Source organism: Sulfurimonas sp., assembly GCF_028714975.1.
Taxonomy (GTDB): domain Bacteria; phylum Campylobacterota; class Campylobacteria; order Campylobacterales; family Sulfurimonadaceae; genus Sulfurimonas.
The window spans coordinates 21,537-41,651 of sequence record NZ_JAQTLH010000009.1 but is presented as its reverse complement, the minus strand read 5'-3'; the positions used below and the strand labels follow the sequence as shown (position 1 = coordinate 41,651).

15 protein-coding genes are annotated in these 20,115 nt (G+C 37.5%); 11 read left to right on the top strand and 4 right to left on the bottom strand.

The features are described 5' to 3' along the window. Positions 1-50 precede the first annotated feature (50 nt). The gene (locus PHQ93_RS08630; protein WP_299943159.1) at positions 51-1,163 is read left to right on the top strand and encodes an Mrp/NBP35 family ATP-binding protein; all 1,113 of its coding nucleotides are present in this window, start codon (positions 51-53) and stop codon (positions 1,161-1,163) included. A 58-nt stretch (positions 1,164-1,221) separates the two neighbouring features. On the opposite strand, the gene PHQ93_RS08625 is transcribed toward PHQ93_RS08630, so the two are convergent. The 3 genes from PHQ93_RS08625 to PHQ93_RS08615 all read right to left on the bottom strand — a co-directional run bounded on the left by PHQ93_RS08625 (position 1,222) and on the right by PHQ93_RS08615 (position 7,667). Further along, positions 1,222-3,072 carry a GGDEF domain-containing protein gene (locus tag PHQ93_RS08625; protein WP_299943156.1) on the bottom strand — a complete coding sequence of 617 codons (1,851 nt, stop codon included), beginning with the start codon at positions 3,070-3,072 and terminating at the stop codon, positions 1,222-1,224. A 144-nt stretch (positions 3,073-3,216) separates the two neighbouring features. Then, the gene (gene glmS, locus PHQ93_RS08620; protein ID WP_299943154.1) at positions 3,217-5,031 is read right to left on the bottom strand and encodes a glutamine--fructose-6-phosphate transaminase (isomerizing); all 1,815 of its coding nucleotides are present in this window, start codon (positions 5,029-5,031) and stop codon (positions 3,217-3,219) included. Positions 5,032-5,165: 134 nt separating this feature from the next. Beyond that, positions 5,166-7,667, bottom strand: coding sequence for an HD domain-containing protein (locus PHQ93_RS08615; RefSeq protein ID WP_299943300.1), 2,502 nt, complete (start codon positions 7,665-7,667; stop codon positions 5,166-5,168). 96 nt (positions 7,668-7,763) lie between these two features. Between PHQ93_RS08615 and PHQ93_RS08610 the strand changes: the two genes are divergently transcribed. From PHQ93_RS08610 to PHQ93_RS08565, 10 genes are all read left to right on the top strand, one after another. Further along, positions 7,764-8,051 carry a putative quinol monooxygenase gene (locus PHQ93_RS08610; RefSeq protein WP_299943152.1) on the top strand — a complete coding sequence of 96 codons (288 nt, stop codon included), beginning with the start codon at positions 7,764-7,766 and terminating at the stop codon, positions 8,049-8,051. An 81-nt stretch (positions 8,052-8,132) separates the two neighbouring features. Continuing rightward, the gene (locus PHQ93_RS08605) at positions 8,133-8,381 is read left to right on the top strand and encodes a hypothetical protein (protein ID WP_299943150.1); all 249 of its coding nucleotides are present in this window, start codon (positions 8,133-8,135) and stop codon (positions 8,379-8,381) included. Position 8,382: 1 nt separating this feature from the next. Then, positions 8,383-8,778, top strand: a complete 396-nt coding sequence (locus tag PHQ93_RS08600) for a PIN domain-containing protein (protein WP_299943148.1) — start codon at positions 8,383-8,385, stop codon at positions 8,776-8,778. Further along, positions 8,762-8,947, top strand: a complete 186-nt coding sequence (locus PHQ93_RS08595) for a hypothetical protein (protein ID WP_299943146.1) — start codon at positions 8,762-8,764, stop codon at positions 8,945-8,947. Before PHQ93_RS08600 ends, PHQ93_RS08595 begins: the two co-directional genes overlap by 17 nt. Positions 8,948-9,014: 67 nt before the next feature. Beyond that, a complete protein-coding gene (gene lsrK, locus PHQ93_RS08590; RefSeq protein ID WP_299943144.1) occupies positions 9,015-10,577 on the top strand; it encodes an autoinducer-2 kinase in 1,563 nt (520 codons plus the stop codon). A gap of 53 nt (positions 10,578-10,630) precedes the next feature. Beyond that, positions 10,631-11,830 (top strand): methionine adenosyltransferase, encoded by a 1,200-nt coding sequence (gene metK, locus PHQ93_RS08585; protein ID WP_299943142.1) that lies wholly within the window; start codon positions 10,631-10,633, stop codon positions 11,828-11,830. Between the two features lie 2 nt (positions 11,831-11,832). Further along, positions 11,833-12,888: an aminofutalosine synthase MqnE gene (mqnE, locus tag PHQ93_RS08580; RefSeq protein WP_299943140.1), complete on the top strand. Its 1,056-nt coding sequence runs from the start codon at positions 11,833-11,835 to the stop codon at positions 12,886-12,888. A 9-nt stretch (positions 12,889-12,897) separates the two neighbouring features. Continuing rightward, positions 12,898-15,009 carry an STT3 domain-containing protein gene (locus tag PHQ93_RS08575; RefSeq protein ID WP_299943138.1) on the top strand — a complete coding sequence of 704 codons (2,112 nt, stop codon included), beginning with the start codon at positions 12,898-12,900 and terminating at the stop codon, positions 15,007-15,009. Between the two features lie 12 nt (positions 15,010-15,021). Further along, positions 15,022-15,864: a UTP--glucose-1-phosphate uridylyltransferase GalU gene (gene galU / locus PHQ93_RS08570; protein ID WP_299943136.1), complete on the top strand. Its 843-nt coding sequence runs from the start codon at positions 15,022-15,024 to the stop codon at positions 15,862-15,864. Positions 15,865-15,866: 2 nt separating this feature from the next. After that, positions 15,867-17,078 (top strand): glucose-6-phosphate isomerase, encoded by a 1,212-nt coding sequence (locus PHQ93_RS08565; protein ID WP_299943134.1) that lies wholly within the window; start codon positions 15,867-15,869, stop codon positions 17,076-17,078. Positions 17,079-17,091: 13 nt separating this feature from the next. Here PHQ93_RS08565 and PHQ93_RS08560 read toward each other — a convergent pair whose 3' ends face one another. Beyond that, complete coding sequence (locus tag PHQ93_RS08560; protein ID WP_299943132.1) at positions 17,092-20,103, bottom strand: DNA mismatch repair protein; 3,012 nt, start codon at positions 20,101-20,103, stop codon at positions 17,092-17,094. Positions 20,104-20,115: the final 12 nt, after the last annotated feature.

Below are 20,115 nucleotides of genomic sequence, written 5' to 3'. Positions count from 1 at the left end.
TAATTATGGTAGAGTTATAAAATTAAATTCAATAGAGGAAAATGTAAAATATGACTAAAGATATTGTAAATTCGGCACTATCAAAAGTTTTATATCCCGGTTTTACTAAGGATATCGTAACTTTCGGTTTTGTAAATAGTATAGAAATCAGCGGAAATGATGTTAGTTTTAATGTAGAGATTACTTCAAGTGCACCGGAAGTTGCACAACAAATTACCGATGATGCGACAAAAGAGTTAAAAGCAGTCGGTGCAGGCAAGGTAAGCGTAAATATAAAAGCTCCGAAAATGCCTGAAGCTGCAAAACCAAAAAGTAAAAACATTGCACCGCATATCAAGAACTTCTTGATGGTAAGTTCGGGCAAGGGCGGAGTAGGTAAGTCTACTACATCCGTAAATATTGCTATCGCACTAGCAGCTCAGGGTAAAAAAGTAGGACTTCTTGATGCAGATATTTACGGTCCGAATATTCCTCGTATGATGGGAATTGCAGATATCAAACCTGAAGTAACCGGAAATAAAGTTCTTCCTATAAAAGCTTACGGGATTGAAGTTATGTCTATGGGTTCACTCATGGAGCCGGGTCAGTCGCTTATGTGGCGCGGGGCTATGATTATGAAAGCAATCGAGCAATTTTTAAGAGATATACTCTGGAGTGATTTGGATGTTTTAGTTATAGATATGCCTCCGGGAACAGGAGATGCTCAACTTACTTTAGCTCAAAGCGTGCCGGTAACTGCAGGTTTGACGGTTACTACTCCTCAAGGAGTATCTCTTGATGACTCTCGCCGTTCACTAGATATGTTTAAAAAATTAAATATTCCCATAGCCGGAATCGTTGAAAATATGAGCGGTTTTATCGCGCCTGATACGGGTGTCGAGTATGATATCTTTGGAAAAGGAACATCTGAGCCTATGGCTAAAGAGTTCGATACAAAAGTAATCGCAGAGATTCCGATAGAGCCAAGTATAAGAACGGGGGGAGATGAGGGGAAACCTATTACTTTTGTGAACCCGACAAGTGAAAGTGCGAAACGCTATATGGCTGCTGCCGAGTCGATTTGGGCTACTATCGAAGCTGTAAATGCACAAGGCGGAGCAAGCAATGAGAGCGTTCAGCCTACTACACCTCCTGGTGTAAGTGCTTGTAGCTCTAAACACTAAAAATCAAAATAGCGACGCACTTGCTGCGTTGCTTACTCGGTTTAATCAAAGTATTCAATTAAAAATCATCACCGCTTTTATGCATATCTGCTCTGAACTCTACTATCTTATTTCTTCCCGTATCTTTTGCTTCATATAGAGCCGTATCTGCATATTTGATACATTTCCAAATAGTATCACCGTCAGTCGGGAATTTTGCTATACCGATGCTTATAGTCTTTCTCAAAGGCTCACCGTTGCCTACATCAAAAGAGAGCTTTGCAAATTCTGAGTGAATTTTTTTAGCTATGCTCATCGTACCTTCATCATTTGCATTGTGAAGCATAATAACAAACTCTTCACCCCCGTAACGAATAGCCAAATCAGAGTCGCGGATAGAGCTTTTTAAAACTTTTGCCAGTGCAACGATTACTTTATCGCCGACATCATGTCCGTAAGTATCGTTTACCATTTTAAAGAAGTCTACATCAAGCATCATAACTGCGTAAGTATCTTTGTTTCTGTTTGCTTGACTCATGATTTTATCTATAACTTCTTCTAAAAATCTTCTATTATAAAGTCCTGTCATACCGTCACGAAGAGAAGTGTCTTTTAATTTTTCCATTAAAATCTGACTCTCTATAACCGGTTTTGCAGCTTCAAGATAGTGTTTAATGCTTGGAATATTTTTCTTCATTAAATCCACTTCTTCAATTTTATCGGATGTCATTGATACTGTTAACGAGATGTCATGATTGATATAAAAAGGGATACAAACATAGTTTATATCGGTTGCAACACATGCCTTGCACAAGTTTGGAAACTCTGTTGAGATAGTTACGCTGCTTGTTCTAAATGCTCTACAGTTTAGTGCATTTTTATTTGTTTTTTCAAAGCATATCGTTTTTTCATCGGTCGAATGAACCAGTTTTCTCTCTGCAGTTACATTGTTTACCTCAAAAAAGGCAAAATGACCGACATGGTATTTAAGTTTTAAAATATCTACTATTCTTCCGTAAACTTCATCTTTTGAGCCGTCTAATTCGATAGTCTTTTTGAATTTATATATATCTGATAACTCACTGATAATAGTTTTTGCTTCATGCAGCGGGTCATTTTTAGATGAGCTGCTGCCTTGCGGTATAAAAGTTGCAAGATTGTGTTTTATATCTCCGAAAGTTTCTTGCATCTTGCGAAACAGAGAATTCATTTGACTTACCACATTTTTGGCGTCTCCGCCGACTTTAGATGTAAATTCATGTGTAAAATCTCCGCTATATGCTTTTTTTATACCATCTTGCATATTTGAAAACAGGTTCATATATGGAGTTACAAAGTAGTTAATCAGCATAAGAACTACTACTATAAAAAGAAGATTGATTCCTAAAATCTTCAGTATAGTCATCATTCCGCTCTCTCGCATATCGCTTATGTCAAACTCCATACTGATAATTCCAAGCGTGTCGCCCCTTTTAACATTGTGGCACGAGATACAGTTTGTATTATCGACGGGTGTTGAAGCTTTATATGGAATGGTAACTCTTAATGTTGTACTTCTGGTGCTTTCCGTAATTTTTTGTACGCTCTCGCCAGTTCTTAAAACTTCGTTATCTATTGCATCTCTAACCGACTCGGTATTTAAACCTTCACCGTATTGTGAAATAACATTTTCCCCTCTTGCAATCCATAAAGACTTTATATTGTTGCTTGTCGCAATTTTGTCTAAGAAATACTGTCTCTTATCCATTATGCCGTTGACCATATGAGCGGTTAATCCGTCTTTAACGATGTTTGCCGCCATTTGTGACTTCTCAACCGCGCTATTTATACTGTATTCTCTAAAATTTAGAGATGTATTTACAATTGTTGCTGCCGTTAGTGCAAGAAGCATAACGGTAACTATGAGTAGAAGTTTGGATTTTGTCGTCATATGAAATCGCTTTGTAATAATTTTTTGTGACAATAGTATCTAAGAAAATATAAATTTAGTATGAAATAAGAATTGAAATATAAAATATTTTTACTTTAGATTGCCGCGCCTCTTAAGGAGGCTCGCAATGACCGCGTCATTTAATTATTCAACTGTTACGCTTTTTGCTAAGTTTCTCGGCATATCTACATCATTACCCAATCTTATAGAAATTTCTAAAGAGAGAAGCTGAACGACTACCATCATTTCAAAAAACTCCAGCATATAGTCTCTACATGCAGAAATCTCTATAAAATCATCGGCTTTATCAAACGGAATTTGGCTAATGGCGCAAATAGTAGAATCTCTCGCACTCAACTCTTCAACATTGCTTTTTGATTTTTCATAATGAAGATGTTTTGGAAGCAGGGCGATTGTAAAAAGCTCAGGGTCTGCTAATGCAATCGGACCGTGTTTCATCTCTCCTGCAGGATACCCCTCTGCGTGAAGGTATGAAATCTCTTTTAGCTTGAGTGCGCCCTCAAGTGCGAGAGGATAAAAAATATCTCTGCCGATAAAGAAAAAACCGTGACCGTGAAGATATCTTTTTGATAATCTTTTAATGCGCTCATGCATATCGTCGGTCACTTTTACATGAGAGGGAACTTCGCGAAGCAGCGAAATATGCCTAGCTATTTCACTCTCGCTAAGAGAGTTTTTGAGTTTTGCAATATATAAAGAGAGCATCCAAAAAACAGTTACTTGAGTAGCAAACGCTTTTGTTGAAGCCACACCTTTTTCTATGCCGGCTCTTGTGAGAATAGTTGCGTCGGCTAATCTTACCATTGATGAGTTATCGACATTACAGATAACTAAAGTTTTAAGTCCCGCCGCCTTTGCCATCTTTAAAGTTTCCAGCGTGTCGGCAGTTTCGCCGCTTTGAGAGATTACGATAAAAAGAGTATCTTTGCTCATAATCGGCTCTCTATATCTAAACTCGCTTGCGATTTCTAGGGAAGTTTTTATTTTTGAGTATCTCTCAAAAAGGTATGAAGCACTCATGGCGGCATGATAAGATGTTCCGCATGCACAAAGTTTTATCTCATTTATGCCCTCAAAGAGAGATTTTTCAAGCTCATCGAAAATAATCCCATCTTCCGTGACTCTTCCCATTAAAGTATCGGAAATCACGACGCTTTGTTCATAAATTTCTTTTTCCATAAAAAATCTGTAACCCTCTTTTTGGGCAGAGAGTTTGTTTTGCAAAAGCGGTGAAAACTTAGCCTCTTTTTTGGTTCCGTTTTTGTCATATATAGCTACTTCTTTAGGAGTTACATATCCGTAATCTCCGTCTTCAAAGTAGTTGACATTTTGACAATGTCCGATAAGAGGAGTGTCTGAGGATGCAAAATATTTCTCACTCTCGCCGTTTACTCCGACTAACATCGGTGAGCCGTGTTTTGCAAAAAAGATGCTATCCGGTTCGGATTTTGTTACCAGTAAAATAGCATAAGCGCCGTGAAGCTCTTTTATGGTTTTTGCAAACGCTTCAAAGGAATTTTTTGCTGTTTTTTGATTTTTTTCAAACTGATGTACGATTACTTCGGTATCTGTTTGACTTAAAAAAGTCACTCCTTCATTTTGAAGCTCTTTTTTCAGCTCTGCATAGTTTTCGATAATTCCGTTATGAACTACATAAGAAAATTCGCCTAAATGCGGATGTGCATTTAACTCCGTCGGTTTTCCGTGTGTTGCCCATCTCGTATGACCGATACCGATTGCAAAACCGCTCGTTACAAAATCTTTGGTTTTTTCTTCAAGATTTATCAGTTTTCCGACCGCTTTAAAATTATGGAAGCTGCCGTTTTGTAAAACTGCTATTCCCGCCGAATCGTAACCGCGGTACTCTAACTCTTTAAGCCCACCGAGTAAAATCTCTTTTGTGTTTTTTTTCCCGATATATCCAACAATCCCACACATTTAATTATTCCCTTAATTTTATTGCATAAAATGAAGGGAACCCTTCATCTGATTTTATACGCAAAAGGAACCCGTCCCTTTTGCTACGCTAACCGCTGTGGCACTAAAGCTTGCCGCTTTATGCGGCAGATATTTTAACTTTTTTTTGTAAGTAGTTCATATATTTTTGCGACATTATTGCATATATCGTTTTGTTTTTCTATTAAAAAGCTATCTCTTACTTTATGCTTCGTGCTATGGATTTTTGCCGTTACGATATTTATGCCAAGCTCTTCAAAACATTCCATTATGTAAGCTAAAAGACCTTTTTGATTTTGTGTGTTTACTGCCACTTCCGCATGTGTGAGCGAGTGTTCACAATCAATATTTATCTCATGTTTGTATATCGTCACATCTTTTAGTTTTATGTGTCTACTCATGTCAAAAGCGTTATTGATGATATTTTCTATCTCTGCCGCTTCATCGCTCTCAACATGCTCTATAAACTCTATTTTAAAATATTTTACCCCGTCAAAGAGTGTAAAAATCTCCATAGACGCTACATCAAGATGGCTTAGAGATGCTAAAAGATAACCGATGTTTAGCGGGATTTTTCTATAAATTTCTATAATTAGAGAAGCGTCCGTATGAATTGAAAAATCATAAGCTTTAGTCTGTGCCGCTTTTTTTGCGATTTCGATTATATCGTGCGGAGTGTGTTTAAAAAAGAAGAGATTTGATTCAACCCTAAGAAGTTTATTTTGCAGCAGTTTTGGCAACTGGATAAACTCCTGAACTTTTTGTACGCGTTTTTCTATGTTGATTCTTTTTGTAGCGTCGCTAATTCTTCCGCTGTTTTGGGCCACTTCAAGAGCATTTACATATAATTCCATAAGAAGATTTGAATTAAAAGAGTTATATGTGTCTCCGCCGACACCGTTGATATCCGCATAAGTTAGCACATATAGAAGTTTTAGATTTTTCATATCTCCAACATTTGACATAAATTTATATAGCGTTTTTTCATTATGGATATTTTGTTTAAAAGCGACATTGCTCATAGTTACATGCTGTTTAACCAAAGTTACGCATCTCTCAATATCTTCATCTTTTAGTTTCATCTTTTTTACAAACGGAACTATAAGTTTTGCACCGACTTCACTGTGATCTTGAACTCTCCCTTTTCCTGTATCGTGAAGAAGGGTTACGATTTTTAGCAGCAATTTTTCATCATCACTAAACTCATCGTAAATATTTTTTATATAAGGCTCTTTTATATTTTCTAACGCTTCTACGCATTTAATGGAGTGGATATCTACAGGATAGTAGTGATAACCGTCAAATTGCGGCATATGAAGAACTTTTTTAAAAGTGTGAAACAGATGATGAAGTATCCCCGCATCATAAAACAGTTTTAAAAAGCTGTACATATTTTTTCTTTTAAAGAGCTCTCTTAAGAGTGAGTATGTTTTTGTTTGAAGCGGATAGGAGATTTTTGTATATGTTAGCTGATTTAAAAACCCCGCATCAAAATGGTAAGGCTTGTCATCGAGCGATACTAAAATCTCTAAGAGTTTGTTTAGCGGCAAAATCTCAAGATTGTAAGAGGCATAAACTCTGCCATCGGACTCATAGATACCTCTGCTGATACGATTTTTTCTAAATTTTGATACATTGGACATATCGACTATGAAAGATCTGGTCATTTTTTTTACAAAGATTTGAGTAAAGTTGCTTATGCGCCACTGTGCTTCAAGAACTTTTGTAACCATTTTTTGTTGGCTGACAAAGCCTAAAAGATGGCTGACTTCAGGTATACGCTCTAAAAGAAGTCTATCCTCTTGTTTGTTTGCGATGAGATGTAAGGCACTTCTTACGCGAAAGAGCAGCTCTAGTGCCGCTCTATACTCTTTGTACTCCTCATCTAAGAACAAAACTCCCGTTAAATCTTTTAAGCTTGTGATGCCGTATATAGTTTTTGCCACCCAAAATATAAGGTTGGAGTCGCGAAGTCCGCCCACGCTCTCTTTGACATTGGGCTGCATAGAATTTGGGTATTTTTTTCGTCTTGCCTGAGCTTCTTCGATTTTGGCAAGAATAAACTCTTTTTGATTATGAAGTCGTATCTTGTTTAGCTCTTTGGAACACGAGAGCCAAGTAAGAGTTGAACCGGTTACAAACCTAGCTTCCATAAGCGAAGTTTTAATCGTAATATCTTTATTGCTAGAACTAAAGAGATCATTTACTTCATGGACTCTATGACCTAGTTTTAGTCCCGAATCAAGAGCCAAATAGAAAAACTTTTCTATAATCAACTCGCTGTTAAAGCCGTCAACTTTTTCATAAACTATGAGCAGATCTATATCGCTGTGAACGCACAACTGCTCCCGCCCATAGCTTCCGAGAGCGACTATGGCTATGGGGATAGAGCTTCTCATAGGCAGATAGTTTCCAAACATTCGTCTTAGGACTGTTTTGTACATTAAAGAGATGATGGAGTCTAACTGCTTTGTGTGGCGGACTAAAAAATCTTTGCCTTGACTCTTTTCAAATAGTTTCGGCAGGGAAGTCTTATACTCTTTTATAAAGGCTTTAAAGAGTTTGGAGAGTTCAAAATCACTACCGTTTTTTTCTATAATATCTTCAATTTGCAGCACTAAATCCAAGGTATGAATCCTAATTTTTTTAATATTATATTGTAATTAGATATAATCCTTAGATTAAAATTTAACCACTTCGGGGAAGAAATAGATATGACGATAACAAAAAAAGTGACATTTATAGCCAAAAAAGATGGTGTAGAGAAGATGAAAGAGCTTCTTAGTGCTATGGTAGTGCCTTCAAAGGCTGAGGACGGATGCGTATTTTACGAGATTTTTCAATGCAAAGAGAGACCTGAAAAGTTTTTTGCGGTTGAGACTTGGAGAGATGAAGCAGCGCTTGACGGGCATAAGGCATCTGAGCATTATAAAATCTATAAAAGCAGCTATGAGCAGTATTGTGAAGATAAATACAGTGATGAACTAGAAGTTTTGGGGTAAATTTGATTGTGAGATATTAATTGTATTCTTTACAAAAACACTGAAAAAATATATAATTATGTAAAGACAAGGAATAGAAAAATGAAAAGAGCGGTTAATTTAAGACTAGATGAGAGCGTGATTATTATTTTAAATCAATTAAGCAACGAACTGCATACTACTAAAACAGATGTTATAGAAAAAGCTATTGAGTTTTTTTCTAAAGAAAATCGCCTTAAACAAAACGGACTGCTACAATTTGCTGGCAAATTAAAGAGTGCTGATGCGGATGCTATGTTAGAGCGTATTTCAAGCGATAAAAACTCCAAAGATTTTGAGCTAGATTTATAAAATGAAAAAATATTTAATTGACAGCGATGTGCTGATATATTTTCTAAAAGGCAAGCAAGAAGCAGTAGCAGCACTCTCGGGGATACCTCCAAGTGAACTTTACATCTCCAGAATCAACCATGCAGAGCTTCTTTACGGTGCTTATAACTCGGCAAGAATCGAAGAAAATTTAAAAATCATAGTACCTTTTTTAAAAAACTTTCAAGTGCTGGAGTTCGATGAAGAGGCTGCTATGTTATTTGCAAAAGAGAAATCAAGACTTAAAAAAAACGGAAATATCATAGCCGATATGGATTTGATGATTGCAAGCATTGCCATAAGAAACAAGAGCACTTTAATAACCAATAATCTAAAACACTTTGAACGAATACGGGATTTGAATGTTGGAAAAATTTAGTACGATTAAATCAAATGAATTAAATATTTTTCTGCCAACACAAAACCATCAACCAAATTATGCAATAATGGAAACCTTTATCTCTGCTATTAAAAAACTCGTTATAAAAGAAGTTGTTTTGTCTGCCGATAAAAAAATAGTTGCTACAAAAAGTGTTGTAATTAAATAAATATAGAGTGAGAAAAATAAAATAGTCCAACTCTTCGTTGGACTATAAAACAAGATAAGGAGTAAACATGAACTACTTAATGGCGATAGATGCAGGAACGGGGAGTGTTAGGGCGGTTATCTTTGACATGTCGGGCAATCAGATAAGCGTTGCGCAAAAAGAGTGGACGCACCTAGAAGAAGAGGGTGTGCTAAACTCTATGAGTTTTGATTTTGAAAAAAATTGGTTTCTTGTGTGTGAGTGTATAAAAGAGTCTCTAAAAAGTGCAAACCTAAGCGGTGAGGATATAGCAGCTCTTAGTGCAACGAGTATGCGTGAGGGAATCGTTCTTTATGACAAAGACGGTAATGAGCTTTGGGCGGTTGCAAATGTCGATGCAAGGGCGGATAAAGAGGTAAGATACCTAAAAGAGAATTTTAAGGGTATCGAAGAGGAGTTTTACAAAGAGTCGGGGCAGACTTTTGCACTTGGGGCAATCCCGCGAATTTTATGGCTAAAAAATAATAGAGCTGAAATCTATGAGAGGGTCGCAAAAATCTCTATGATTGGGGATTGGATTTTGGCACGACTTAGCGGAGTTATTGCAACGGATCCTAGCAATGGCGGGACAACTGGAATATTCTCTTTGAAAAACCGTGATTGGGTCAGCGAAATGGCTGCAAAAGTCGGACTTAAGGATGATATTTTTCCTAAAGTCTTGGAAGTCGGAACTCTTATGGGCAGTGTCACAAAAGAGACTTCGAAAATTACTGGCTTGTCAATAAATACAAAAGTTGTGATGGGCGGTGGAGATGTTCAGCTCGGCTCTGCCGGTTTAGGCGTTGTTGAGGTCGGACAAGTTGCAATTCTCGGCGGCTCTTTTTGGCAGCAGGTAGTCAACATAGATAAAAATACGCCTCCACCACTTGACATGAACATAAGAGTAAATCCGCATGTCGTCCCAAATCAATCTCAAGCAGAAGGTATTACATTTTTTAGCGGTTTGGTTATGAGATGGTTTAGGGATGCCTTTTGCGATATGGAGAAGCTTGAGGCAAAAGAGCAGGGCGTGGATGTTTACGCACTTATGGAAGCAAAAGCTGCAAAAGTTCCCGTCGGTTCATACGGCATTTTGCCTATATTTTCGGACAGTATGAAATACTCTAAATGGTACCATGCGGCTCCAAGTTTTTTAAACCTTAGCATAAACCCCGAAATTTGCAACCGTGCATCAATGTTTAGAAGTCTGCAGGAAAATGCGGCAATAGTTTCAAGCATAAATCTTGATAAAATAAGAGAGTTTACGGGCATAAAAATAGATGAAATAGTTTTTGCAGGCGGTGCAAGCAAAGGCTCTCTTTGGTCGCAGATAGTTGCAGATGTGACGGGGTGTAGAGTCAAAATCCCCAGAGTAACCGAAGCAACCGCACTTGGCGCTGCCATGGCGGCGGGAGTGGGTGTTGGAATATATAAAGATATAGTAAGCGCGGCAAAAGAGTTGGTAGTTTGGGATAGAACTTATGAACCTAATATGGAAAATAAAAAAGTTTACGATGAGATAAAAATAAAGTTCCAAAGCGCATATGAAGCACAGTTGAAGTTAGTTGATGATAACATCACGACTTCAATGTGGAGAGCACCCGGTCTTTAAACCTGATGTCTTTTCGAACTAGATGAATAATCTAATAATAATAGAGGAAATATATGTATTTATTTACAAGTGAAGTAGTTAGTCCGGGGCATCCCGATAAATGTGCGGATATTATCGCAGATAGTATAGTTGATAAGCTTATCATCGGAGATCCGAAATCAAGAGTTGCATCAGAGGTTTTTGTTGCAGGAAAACATATAGTAATCGGCGGAGAGGTAACCTCAAAAACTAGAGTTACGACGGAAGATTATAAAAAAATCGTTCATGATGCGCTTGTCGGCATTGGTTATGACGGAAATCCGTACTTTACAAAAGAGGAGTGTCTGCATCCTGAAGATGTAGAGCTTCAAGTGCTTTTAAATGCACAATCTCCCGATATCAACCAAGGTGTTGACCAAGAAGACGGCGAAACAGGTGCGGGTGATCAGGGGATAATGTTTGGTTATGCCGACATCGAGACAAAAAACTTTATGCCGAGTGCTATCACTTATGCAAGAGTTTTAATGGAAAAAGTTTATAACTACGCAAAAGCAAATCCCTCTAAACTAGGTGTTGACATCAAGACTCAAGTTACTATGGATTACGGCAAAAAAGAGAACTTTGAGAACTGCAGACCGCAAAAAATCCACACTATCGTAGTATCTGCTCCTTGCGTAAATACGATGGATATAAACAGCGTTAGAAAACTCATAGGTGAGCTTATAGACGATGCAGGGCTTCCAGACGAGCTATACAACAAAAACGATTGTATCATTCACATCAACCCGACGGGAAAATATGTATCTCACTCATCACTGCATGATTCAGGACTAACGGGGAGAAAACTTATAGTCGATAGTTTCGGCGGTTATGCACCTATCGGGGGCGGAGCGCAGAGTTCTAAAGACTACACAAAAGTAGACAGAAGCGGACTTTATGCGGCACGATACATTGCAAAACATATCGTCGCAGCAGGACTTGCTAAAAAAGCGTTAGTTCAGATCTCTTACGCAATCGGAGTTGCACGCCCTACTTCAGTTGCGGTTGATACTTACGGAACGGTAATTAGCGGCTTAGATGATGATAAACTTTCAGAGTTTGTACTAAATAACTTCCCGCTGACTCCAAACTGGATTACGAGAAAATTTAAGTTAGATTATCCATCAAAAGAGACATTCTTGTATGCCGATGTTGCGGCTCGCGGACAAGTCGGACAGAGTGATTATCCATGGGAAAAGCTTGATGAGCTTGAGAAATTTGAGGCTCTTAAATAATTATGAGCCTTAAAGATAAGATTTTAGCAGGAGAGAGAGTCGATTTTGACGAAGCGCTCTCTCTTTATGAGATGGATTTATTTGATCTTGGCGAGCTCTCTGATAGTATAAGAAAAAAACTTCACGGTAAAAAAACATACTACAACATCAACCGCCATATAAATCCGACAAATGTTTGTGCGGATGTTTGCAAATTTTGCGCTTACAGTGCAACAAGAAAAAATCCAAATCAGTATACGATGACGCACGAACAGATAATGGAAATCGTAAAAGATGCCTCCCTGCGAGGTATTAAAGAGGTTCATATCGTCTCGGCACATAACCCAAATACCGGTTTAGAGTGGTACTTAGAAATTTTTAAAAAGATAAAAACCGCATATCCGCATCTGCATGTAAAAGCTCTTACCGCGGCAGAGGTTGATTTTTTAGCAAGACATTACGGTAAAACTTACGATGAGATACTAGACCTCATGGTGCAAAACGGTGTTGATTCTATGCCCGGCGGCGGAGCCGAAATCTTTGATGAAGCAGTGCGTGATTATATCTGCAAGGGCAAAGTTACATCTGCACAGTGGTTAGAGATTCATAGAAAGTGGCATGAGCGAGGCAAAAAAAGTAATGTTACTATGTTGTTTGGGCATGTGGAAAGCCGTGCAAATCGCATAGACCATATGATGCGCATAAGAGAACTTCAAGACATCACGCATGGATTTAACTGCTTTATCCCGCTTGTTTACCAAAAAGAGAACAACTATTTAAACATAAAAGATCCTATAACGGCAAACGAGATTTTAAAAACTATGGCGATAAGCCGCATAGTTTTAGATAATGTGCCAAACATAAAAGCATACTGGGTAACTTCAACGGTAGGTTTGGCACTGGTTGCTCAAGAGTTCGGTGCAAATGACCTAGACGGAACGATAGAAAAAGAGTCTATAAACTCAGCAGCTGGTGCAAAGAGCGCGAACGGAATAAATCTTGAAGAGTTTAGATCGCTTATAAAAAACAGCGGTTTCGTGCCCGTTGAGAGAGACAGCCTTTATAACGAAATAGATTAAGGAATAGTCATGGGCGCATTAACGAAAGAGACAAAACTAACACTGCTCTATATAGTAATAGCATTTTTATTTTCCATTGCTCTTAGGATGATTTGGTACTATCAGTTTAGCGGATATGAGCCGTTTATATTTAACTCTCAACTTATGATAAATACAAATGACGGCTACTATTTTGCAGAGGGTGCAAGAGATATACTAAGCGGCATTAATCAACAGAATGATTTATCTCCGATTGATTCTGCCGCTTCACGGCTGACTGCTTTTTTTGCGACTATTTTGCCTTTTTCGTTTGAGAGCATAATCTTATTTATGCCGGTAGTTTTAAGTTCGCTTATCGTCGTGCCTATAATATTAATTGCAAAAAATTTAAAAAATTTAGAGATGGGTATTATTGCCGCACTCTTGGCAAGTATAGCAAATAGTTACTACAACCGAACTATGATTGGTTATTATGATACCGATATGTTAAACATAGTATTGCCTATGTTTCTTCTTTGGTCGATTATCTGGGCTATAAAAACAAATGAGGATAAATATCTTCTTATTACGGCACTTGATATTTTGGTATATAGATGGTGGTATCCTCAAAGCTACTCGTTAGAATTCGCATTTTTCGGTCTTATACTTTTTTATGCTTTGGTGTTTGACAGAAAAAATCTCTACAACTATAAACTTTTGGCTCTTATGATGTTTGCAATGTTAAATCTTGACGGATTTATACGATTTCCTCTGGTTTTAGCTGCTTTTTATATCTCTAAGCGATTTGATAAGTATGTTTACCATATTTTAGCTGCATCCGTAGTTCTATTTTTTGCTTCAGGCGGATTTAATCCTATCTGGGTTCAGTTAAAAGGTTATGTTTTTAAAGATGCTCTAGTTGTAGGCGAGGAGGGGATGAAGCTTCACTTCTACTCTGTTATGCAGACTATCAGAGAAGCCGGAAAGATTCCGTTTGAGACATTTGCAGATCGCATAAGCGGGCATGTTGTTACATTTATTGCCTCTGTCGTCGGGTTTGCATATCTGGCTTATAGACATAAAATCATGTTATTTGGACTTCCTCTAATCGGTCTTGGTTTTATAGCTTCGGTCGGAGGACTTAGATTTACCATATATGCAGTTCCTGTTTTGGCTTTTGGAGTTGCTTTTTTGATTACGGAAGCTGCACGGTTTATGCCGACTCTAAGACTTAAGTTTTTAACTATGATAGCGCTTACCTTGGCGATTTTATATCCAAATGTCGCTCATATTCAAGATTACAAAGTTCCAACGGTATTTAATGTTGATGAGGTAAAAGTTTTAGATAAGCTAAAAAATATAGCAGAGAGGGAAGATTATGTAATCTCTTGGTGGGATTACGGCTACCCTATAAGATACTATAGCGATGTTAAAACGCTCATAGACGGCGGAAAACATGACGGAGATGTAAATTTTCCGGTTAGTTTTATGCTTACAAATCCATCAACCGTATCGGCAAAAATGGCAAGACTTGATGTTGAGTACACCGAGAAGACATTTAAGTCGGCACAAGAGCAGATTGATAAAAATTTAACAATATTTTCAAATATCGAGCAGATGACAAAAGAGTACGGTTTTAACGATACAAACGACTTTTTGTTCTCGCTTCAAGCAGATATGAAATTGCCGCAAAAGAGTAGGGATGTCTACTTCTTTCTTCCTCTTAGGATGTTGGATATCTATCCGACAGTCAGTACATTTTCAAACATAAATTTGATGAACGGAGAGATGAAAAACCAGCCTCTGTTTTATGCATCTAAGATGTTTAAACAAGAAAAAAATATAGTAAATCTTGGGCAGGGAGTTTTGTTTGATTTAGAGAGTGCTACCGTAACGCTCGGCAAGAATAAAATGCCGGTAAAAAGATTTGTTCAAACTTCGTATGATAACAGTATGAAGTTTCAAAAAAACATACAACTCTCAAATCCTACGGCAGATATAAATATAGTTTACATGTCAAGTTACAACACTTTTTTAGTTCTTGATGAAAAAACATATAATTCGCTCTATATTCAGTTGATGGTTTTGGAAGAGTATGATAAAATGCTATTTGAAGAGGTCATCTTAACTCCTCTTGCAAAAGTCTATAAATTAAAAATTTAAAAAGGTTAGTAAATGCCTCAAAATACTACAAAAATTAAAAAATGTCTTTTCCCCGCAGCGGGTTACGGAACTAGATTCCTTCCGGCTACAAAAGCTATACCAAAAGAGATGCTCCCGATTCTTACAAAACCGCTTTTACAATACGGTGTAGAAGAAGCACTCGGTGCAGGTGTAGGAAATATGGCTATTGTAACAGGTCGCGGAAAGCGCGCGATTGAGGATCATTTTGATATCTCTTATGAGCTTGAACATCAGATCAAAGGTACATCTAAAGAGCACTATTTAACTGAAATAAGATCAGTTATTACAAAATGTACTTTTTCATACACCAGACAGATAGAGATGAAAGGTTTGGGTCATGCGATTCTTTGCGGTGAGCCTATTATCGGATATGAACCGTTTGCCGTAATCTTAGCGGATGATTTATGCGACAATGACGGCGGTGATTCCGTTTTATCTCAAATGGTAAAACTATATGAAAAATATCAGTGCTCTATCGTTGCAGTCGAAGAGATACCTGCAGAAGACAGCAACAAATACGGCGTTATCGCAGGTAATGAAGAAGAGAGCGGTATATTTAGAGTAACGGATATGGTAGAAAAACCTGAACCTAAAGATGCACCGTCAAACTTGGCTATTATCGGAAGATATATACTCACACCCGATATTTTTGATATCATAAGAGAGACAAAACCGGGAAAAGGCGGAGAGATTCAAATTACAGATGCGCTTTTAGCTCAGGCAAAAAAAGGTAAAGTTATAGCATATAAATTTAAGGGCAAAAGATTCGACTGCGGAAGCGTTGACGGATTTGTAGAGGCTACGAACTACTTTTATAACAAAAGCAAGGCATAAAAATGAAGTATCAGCATAATTTCAATCCTACTATATCCGATGATGATGTTTTTGGCGAGATTGTAAAAGAAAAAGAGTTTATAGGGTACTATAACCTCGCTTTTGCAGATACTTCAAGTTATAAAGAGTATGCTTCAACCGTAAAACAAAAAAACATAGTCGTAATCGGTATAGGCGGTAGCACACTTGGAACTTATGCTATATATAAATTTTTAAAACACTCTAAGCAGTTGAGCAAAAAACTCTACTTTTTAGAGACAACAGACCCAATAGATATAAAATCAAAAATCCAAAATTTAGATCTTAGCGACACTCTTTTTATCGTTATATCTAAGTCCGGCACGACGGTTGAGACGGTTGCTATTTTTAAGTATATAAACTCTTTAATCAAGTGTAATAAAGATAACACTCTTGTTATAACCGAGAGCGACTCAAAGTTAAATGCTTATGCAAAAGCAAACGATATAAAAAGTTTTGAAATTCCTAAAAATGTAGGCGGGAGATTTTCGGTTTTTAGTGCCGTTGGACTAGTTCCTCTTGCAATCGTCGGTATAGATATAGATAAACTTCTAAACGGAATTAAAGATATATACGACTCTTTTTTTAACCAAGGAGAAGTCTATTTTAGAGTACTTAAAAAAGCTAGATTTTTTGTAGAGAATAAAAGTTGTTTTAATATCAATGTAGTTTTTTCCTACTCTTCAAGGTTAGAGGGGTTTAACAAATGGTACATTCAATTATGGGGCGAGAGTTTAGGTAAAATCGATGTAAACGGAGCAAGACAAGGACTTACTCCGATGGGAATAATCGGACCCATTGATCAGCACTCCTTTTTACAGCTTATCGTTGAGGGCAGAAGAGATAAAACTCTAAGCGTTATAAAAGTAGAACATTTCGATAACAATCTTGTAATTCCGCAGATAAAACTTGAAGGTCTTAGCGAGCTTGATTATCTTGATAATATAGAGTTCTCATCGCTTATAAATAAACAAGCGGATGCAACTATAGAGTCTATAAATAATTTAGAAGACATACCGTGTGACGTGATGACAATAGACAGTGTTAGCGAGAGAAGTATTGCAAGTCTGATGTACGAGTATGAGCTTTTAACATCAGTATGTGCGAAGTTTATGCACATAGATGCATACAACCAACCGGGCGTTGAAGCAGGAAAAATTATTTTAAAACAGAAGTTACAGGGTGCAAAGAAGTAGAGATTAAAAAACTCTACTCCCAATCCTCCAAAGTAAATATTTTTACTTCATTTATCTCAGGCTCAACACTTTTCTTATCTTTTTTTCTTAACTGCTCTTCATATTTTAACTCTAAACCGTTACTTGTCATAACAAAACCGTCTACCCTGATTTTACCCTCATGTATCTCTTTGTGATGTTCCCTGCAAAGCGGGATAAGATTATGTTTTGAGTCTTTATGAAAGTGCCCTATAAAACCGCCGCTATCGGCTTGTGATTTGTGGTTTATATGGTGAACATCCTCAGCCATCGCTCCGCAAATTACGCATTTTGTGATGTAAAGCTCTTTGTTGTATTTGCTTGTTTTTTTCTTTACAAGAAGTTCCAGCTCATCAAAATCTTTTGCAAGCCTTTTTCTTATTTTATTTGCTATATCCAAAAACTCACTATCCATGTGAAGCGATTTTGCAAACTCTAGTCCATAGATGCTGCTGCCGCTTCCCGCTTGAAGAACTCTGTTAAAAATAAGCTTATCCGCTATCTCGTCATACTCAACGCTTAGGTGCAAATCTACGACATTTTTTAAAGTTCTTATCTCTCTCATGGTTGAGAGCTGATGCAGATGCGTGGCAAAAAGAAAGATTGAGCGAAGAGCGGAGAGTTTTATTATGGCGCTTGAGACTATTGCAACACCCGAGAGCGTCTCCGTCCCGTGGCTTATCTCATCTCCGAGTATGAGTGAGCGAACGGTTGCACGGTTAAAGATGTTTTTTAGCTCCAACATCTCTACCGCAAAAGTTGAAAGCCCTTTAGCAAGGTTGTCTCTTGAAACTATCCGTGTAAAGAGCGAATCAAAAAGAGAAAACTTCATAACGGATGCACTTACGAAAAAGCCGGCTTGTGCCATAAGTACGCTTAGACCTATACTCTTCATAAGCGATGATTTTCCGCTTGAGTTTATCCCGTAAAGCAGAACACCGTTTATCTCATATCCGTCATGCACGCCTACATCAAGCATAACACTCTTTGGGTGCGGCAGATCCATATATGCACGATTTCCCATTACGATATCGTTTGGAACATAGATACCGCTTCTGCTTTGTATCTCGATGAGGGGATGGCGAAGCTGCATAAGGTGCATAAAATTTTCATCACTCTCTACATCTACTATCATAGGTCTTGAGTGGTTGTACGACTGCGCAACTTTAGATGAGCTGACACCCACATCCAAATCCGCCACATAAGCAATAATACGGTCAAATAAAAGTGCATATCTTCTCTCGTAAACTTCTTGAAGAGCGATAAATCTATCTCTTACCAATGAGACTATTTTACGGCGGTTTTTCATAATCCTATCGGAGAGATTATCCGTAAAAGCGGATGTTATTTTTACGCTGTTTGTCAGTTTTTTAACCGTAAAATTCTTAAAGTCTTCATGTTTATAAAATTCCGACTCTATCATTGAAAATCTATTTTTGCTAAGAGATATGTAGTAACCCTCTTTTTCGAGTAATCCGAGAGTTACCAAAGCGTTTGTGCTGTTTGCATTTGCGCCCTCTAAAAGAAGTTCGATTTTTGCCATAATATCTTCAAACGCAATTAAAATCGTTCTGTTCTCTTTTGCCAAAGTGTCAATCGCCTCATCGACTCCGCTCATCAAAAAATTCTCATCAATAGTCGCATTTGTAAAACGGCGGGAGATGTCCAAATCGATACTTTTTGATATATCTCTTAAAAACTCATCCACTTCGCTCTCATGAAAAGATGTCTTTTGAATCTTATGTTTTTTAGCATAAGACATCAACTCTTTTACGCTAAGCATCGAGTCATATATATGATTCATCTCAAAAGGGTGAAGTTTCCCTAAAACAAGTCTGCGAGACAACCTCTCTAAGTCGTAAATACCGCGCATCACTTCATCGAGGTAGCGTGTATGCGAGGCGACTTTTTCTATCAAATCATATCTTCTCTCAAGCTCGACTTTATTCATAATGGGATTTAAGAGTCTCTCTTTTAAAAGCCTGCGCCCGATTGCCGTTGCACTTTTATCCAGCATTTTAAGAAGCGTAAACTCTTTTTTATCTTTTGATATTACGCCCATCTGCTCCAAGGCACTGTTTCCAAGATAGATAAAACGGCGATTGTCTATGATTTTTGGATAGTCAAGTTTTTGAATGATATGTATATCATGTTCTATGATAAAGTGGATAAGTATAGAGAGCGACTCCGTTATCATCGGATTTCTCTCTAAATCCAGATGCTCAATGGCGGAGAGAAGTGACTGAATCTGATACACTTCGCAAAAGAGTTCGTTTTGAAACTCTATTTTCGGTCTTTGGTTATTTATGCTGTAGTTATAGTGTTCAGGAATTTCGAGATACTGCATAACATGGCGCTGATCATCAACACCGTCTAAAAATGTAACGACTACTTCGGATGTTTTATATGTATTTAAAAGATTAAACACTTCATCAAGCGCATAAGCAGGGTCTTCACTTGTTCCGTGACTCTCATAAAGCCAAGTTTTTCCAGTCGTTACATCGATGGCACTATAACCTACCGCATATATGCCCCTAAATTTATCCACTAATATAGAGACTATATAGTTGTCGTCATTATCAAGCACATAGTCAAAATTTGTTCCGGGAGAGACTATTTGAGAGATATATCTGCTTATTTTGGGAGGGTTTCCTTTTTGTTTTACTACGATGACGGTATATTTCTGCTCTGCAATAAGACGGCTTAAGTATCTCTCAAACGATACCGCGGGAACACCTGCTAAGAGCGGATTCTTATCGCTATTTTCTATAATACTTTTATTTTTTTTGGTGAGTTGAATGTTTAAGAGTTCGGCTATCTCTTTTGCTTTGCCTACCTGCTCTTCATCATTATTGACTTCATAAACCTCAAAAAAAGTTCCTATCTCCATGAAAACAACAGTGTCTCTGCCGTATTTTTTCTCAAAATATCTCTGCAAATCAAAGTATGTTTGAGTTAAGAGTTTATCTTTGTTGTTTAGGAGAGAATCTATATCGGATGAGCGCATTTATGACTTTTT